This is a genomic window from Rudaea sp. (assembly GCF_036383415.1).
Classification (GTDB): domain Bacteria; phylum Pseudomonadota; class Gammaproteobacteria; order Xanthomonadales; family Rhodanobacteraceae; genus Rudaea.
The window spans coordinates 1-4,359 of record NZ_DASVOK010000488.1; the positions used below are offsets into that span (position 1 = coordinate 1).

Below are 4,359 nucleotides of genomic sequence, written 5' to 3' on the forward strand. Positions count from 1 at the left end.
AAGAGCGCGTGCCTATGACGCGCATGCGCGCGAAGATCGCCGAGCGCCTGATGCAGTCAAAGAATTCGATCGCGATGCTGACCTCGTTCAACGAGATCAACCTGTCCAAGGTCGCGGCGATGCGCAAGGAACTCGGCGAGCAGTTCGAGAAGGCCAACGGCATCAAGCTCGGCTTCATGAGCTTCTTCGTCAAGGCTGCGGCGGAAGCGCTCAAGCGCCATCCGATCGTCAACGCCTCGGTCGACGGCAACGACATCATCTATCACGCCTACCAGGACATCTCGGTCGCCGTGTCGACCGACAAGGGCCTGGTCACGCCGGTGCTGCGCGATGCGCAGAACATGGGTTTCGCCGACGTCGAGAAGGCGATTGCCGGCTTCGCCAAGAAGGCGCGCGAAGGCGGCCTCACCCTCGACGACCTGCAGGGCGGCACGTTCACGATCACCAACGGCGGCACGTTCGGCTCGCTGTTCTCGACGCCGATCGTCAACCCGCCGCAGAGCGCGATCCTCGGCATGCACGCGATCAAGGAACGCGCGATCGTCGAGAACGGCCAAGTCGTTGCTGCGCCGATGATGTACGTGGCGATCAGCTACGACCACCGCATCATCGACGGCAAGGACGCAGTGCTGTTCCTCGTCGACATCAAGAACCAGCTCGAGAATCCGCAGCGGATGTTGCTCGGCATGTAAGCGGGATCCGTCGTCGGGGAGCTGGATAACGGCTCCCCGACGCTCCATATCGGGTTCACCCGCTTCCCGAAATCAGCGGCATCCACTCACTGGAATCTCCCCATGGCAGACCAATTCGACGTCATCGTCATCGGCGGCGGTCCCGCCGGTTATCACGCGGCGATCCGCGCCGCGCAGCTTGGCCTCAAGACTGCGTGCATCGACAATTTCAAGGGCAAGGACGGCAAGCTCGCGCTCGGCGGCACCTGCCTCAACGTCGGCTGCATCCCGTCGAAGGCGCTGCTCGACTCGTCCAAGCAGTTCTGGAACCTGACCCAGCATTTCGACGTGCACGGCATCACGACCAAGGACGCGAAGATCGACGTCGGCACGATGGTCGGGCGCAAGGACAAGATCGTCAAACAGTTCACCGGCGGCGTCGCGCTGCTGTTCAAGGGCAACAAGATCACCGCGTACGACGGCTTCGGCACGCTATTGCCGAACAAGCTCGTCAGCGTCAAGCGCTTCGATGGCACGACGACCGAACTGACCGCGCCGAACATCATCCTCGCCGCGGGCTCGACCTCGATCGAGCTGCCGTTCGCGAAGTTCGACGGCAAAAACATCGTCGACAATGCCGGCGCGCTCGATTTCGACGCGGTGCCGAAGCGCCTCGGCGTGATCGGTGCCGGCGTGATCGGCCTCGAACTCGGCAGCGTCTGGCGCCGTCTCGGCGCCGAAGTGACCATTCTCGAAGCGCTGCCGGATTTCCTCGCCGCCGCAGAGAAGGACGTCGCCAAGGTCGCCGCGAAGGAATTCGCCAAGCAGGGCCTCGACATCAAGCTCGGCGCCAAGGTCAGCAAGGCCGAGGTCAAGGGCGGCACTGTTGAGCTCACGTATACCGATAAAAACGGCGAACAGAAGCTCGTCGTCGACAAGCTGCTCGTCGCCGTCGGCCGCCGCGCCGCGACGAACGGCCTGCTTGCCGAAGGCACCGGCGTGCAGCTCGACGAGCGCGGTCGCGTCGTCGTCGACGATCATTGCCACACCACCGCAGACGGCGTCTGGGCCGTCGGCGACTGCGTGCGCGGGCCGATGCTCGCGCACAAGGGTTTCGAGGAAGGCATCGCCGTCGCCGAACTGATCGCCGGCAAGCCGGGCCACGTCAACTACGACTACATCCCCTGGGTAATCTACACCGAGCCGGAGATCGCCTGGGCCGGAAAGACGGAGGACGAACTCAAGAAGGCCGGCATCCCGTACAAGGTCGGCAGCTTCCCGTTCGCTGCGATCGGCCGCGCCGTCGCGATGAACGAGACCGCGGGCTTCGTCAAGATCCTCGCCCATGCCGAAACCGATCGCTTGCTCGGCGTGCATATGGTCGGCCCAGGCGTGTCCGAGCTGATCGCCGAGGCCGTCGTCGCGATGGAATTCCACGGCTCCGCCGAAGACCTCGCACGCATCATCCACGCGCATCCGACGCTGAGCGAAGCCGTGCACGAGGCCGCGCTCGCGGTCGACAAACGCGCGATTCACAAGGTCAACTGAGCCGCATCCATCCCGGCGAAAGCCGGATCGGGCCGTCATTCCGGCATGCGCCGGAATGACGAACAAGGAGAGAGCGATGGCCGTTCCCAACACCTTTTCCGCCTTCCGCATCCACGCCGACCGCGGCAATTACCGCAGCGGCGTCGAACAGCTGAAACTCGACGAGCTCTCGCCCGGCGAAATCGTCGTCAAGGTCGCCTACTCCTCGGTCAACTACAAGGACGCGCTCGCCGGCACCGGCAAGGGCAAGATCCTGCGCGAGTCTCCGCTGGTCGGCGGCATCGACGTGGCCGGTCACGTCGTCGAGTCGAGCGATGCGAAGTTCAAAGAAGGCGACGCCGTGCTCGTCACCGGCTGCGGCCTGTCGGAGACGCGCGACGGCGGCTACACGCAGTATGCGCGGCTTGAATCGAAATGGACGATTCCGCTGCCGAACGGACTGACGCTGCGCGAGGCGATGATCCTCGGCACGGCCGGTTTCACCGCCGGATTGTCGTTGTATAGAATGCAACAAAATGGACAAGTACCGTCGCTGGGCCCGGTCGTCGTCACCGGCGCGACCGGCGGTGTCGGCTCGCTCGCGATCGACATCCTCACGCGTGCCGGCTACGAGGCGCATGCGATCAGCGGCAAGCTCGAACACTTCGACGACCTGATCGCGCTCGGCGCCAAGCAGTGCATTTCTCGCAAGGACCTCTACTGGGGCCAGCGCCCGCTCGAAACGAGCCGCTGGGCCGGCGCGATCGACAACGTCGGCGGCGAGATGCTCGCGGGACTGACGCGCGTCATCCATCCCTACGGCAACATCGCCAGTTGCGGACTCGCGGCCGACCCGGCGCTAGCCACGACGGTGATGCCCTTCATCCTGCGCGGCGTCAGCCTGCTCGGCATCGCCTCGGCAGGCACCGCGCGCGACATCCGCGATGCGGTGTGGCAACATCTGGCGAGCGACTGGAAACCGGCGCATCTGGACCGGATCGCCACGCGCGAAGTCGGCCTGGACGGGTTGCCGGCGGTGTTCGAGACGATGCTCGCAGGCGGTTCATTCGGCCGTACCGTGGTCAGGCTTTGAGCGGGAAGAACATCGCAAAACAGTGATGTTCATCACGCATATTCAGGAACGCTGTCGCAATCGAGAACTTGTGCCTACAATCAACTCTCAACCAATCCTGCAGGGGGCAGGTATCCGTCCATGGCGCGCATACTGATCGTTGACGACTCGCCCACACAATTGCTGGGCCTCAAACGCATCGTCGAAAAACTCGGCCATCTCGCAACGACGGCCGAGGATGGCGCCGCTGGCGTGGATACCGCCAAACGCGAAATCCCCGACCTGATCCTCATGGACGTGGTGATGCCCAACCTCAACGGCTTCCAGGCCACGCGCACGCTCGCACGCGAGCCGACGACGAAACATATCCCGGTGATTCTCGTCACCACCAAAGGCCAGGAAACCGACAAGGTCTGGGGTATGCGTCAGGGCGCGAAGGCCTACGTGACCAAGCCGATCGACGAGAAGGAACTCATGCAGGCGATCAAGAACCTGCTGCCCGCGACCGCGGCATAGCCGTAAGGGCGCGACTTGCGCGCGCCTCGCGCACAAGTCGACCCGCTACGCTCGCGCCACCGACTCGCCGAATTCCTGCGCCATCTGTTCGTAAAGCTTGCGCTGCGTTTCGGTGTGCGCAGGTGGCGCATGCACCTGCAGCGTGACGAACTGGTCACCGGGCGTCGCGCCCGGCATGCCCCGACCGCGCAGGCGCATCTTCTTGCCGGAATCGGAACCGGCCGGAATTTTCAGCTCCACGTCGCCGGCCAGCGTCGGCACGGTCATCGTGCCACCGAGTGCGGCCTGCCACGGCGCAATCGGCAGGGTCAGCAACACATCGCGGCCATCGAGCTGGAAGCGGCCATCCTCGCGCACCGCGACTTCGAGCAGCAGGTCGCCCGCCGCCGCACCCTGCGAACCCGGCGATCCCTGCCCCGCGAGGCGAATCTGCTGCCCCGGCAGGATGCCCGCGGGAATCTTCACCTCGAGCGTGCGTTCGTCGCCGCTGCCGTCGCGCAGCGTGATGCGTTCCTTGCCGCCGCTGAACGCCGTCGCCAGTGGAATCTCGACGCGCGCCTGCACGTCGCGTCC

Annotated in this window: 5 protein-coding genes; 4 read left to right on the forward strand and 1 reads right to left on the reverse strand. The window is 64.7% G+C overall.

Going from position 1 to position 4,359, the window contains the following annotated elements; all coding sequences use genetic code 11:
- The 4 genes from sucB to pilH form a co-directional block, all read left to right on the forward strand.
- The coding region (sucB, locus tag VF497_RS17635) for a dihydrolipoyllysine-residue succinyltransferase (protein WP_330891205.1) at positions 1 to 692 on the forward strand (692 nt) is incomplete at its 5' end.
- Between the two features lie 102 nt (positions 693 to 794).
- Positions 795 to 2,219 carry a dihydrolipoyl dehydrogenase gene (lpdA, locus tag VF497_RS17640; RefSeq protein WP_330891207.1) on the forward strand — a complete coding sequence of 475 codons (1,425 nt, stop codon included), beginning with the start codon at positions 795 to 797 and terminating at the stop codon, positions 2,217 to 2,219.
- A 76-nt stretch (positions 2,220 to 2,295) separates the two neighbouring features.
- Positions 2,296 to 3,291 carry an oxidoreductase gene (locus tag VF497_RS17645; RefSeq protein ID WP_330891209.1) on the forward strand — a complete coding sequence of 332 codons (996 nt, stop codon included), beginning with the start codon at positions 2,296 to 2,298 and terminating at the stop codon, positions 3,289 to 3,291.
- Positions 3,292 to 3,411: 120 nt separating this feature from the next.
- Positions 3,412 to 3,786, forward strand: coding sequence for a twitching motility response regulator PilH (gene pilH, locus VF497_RS17650; protein ID WP_330891211.1), 375 nt, complete (start codon positions 3,412 to 3,414; stop codon positions 3,784 to 3,786).
- Positions 3,787 to 3,831: 45 nt separating this feature from the next.
- Here the strand turns inward: pilH and VF497_RS17655 are convergent.
- Positions 3,832 to 4,359, reverse strand: a 528-nt coding sequence (locus tag VF497_RS17655) for a J domain-containing protein (protein WP_330891214.1), incomplete at its 5' end; no start/stop codon positions are given.

Bases quoted from the DNA above. Each gene is read 5' to 3' on its own strand.
- pilH (WP_330891211.1), top strand. From the start codon at position 3,412: ATGGCGCGCATACTGATCGTTGACGACTCGCCCACACAATTGCTGGGC.
- VF497_RS17645 (WP_330891209.1), top strand. From the start codon at position 2,296: ATGGCCGTTCCCAACACCTTTTCCGCCTTCCGCATCCACGCCGACCGC.
- lpdA (WP_330891207.1), top strand. From the start codon at position 795: ATGGCAGACCAATTCGACGTCATCGTCATCGGCGGCGGTCCCGCCGGT.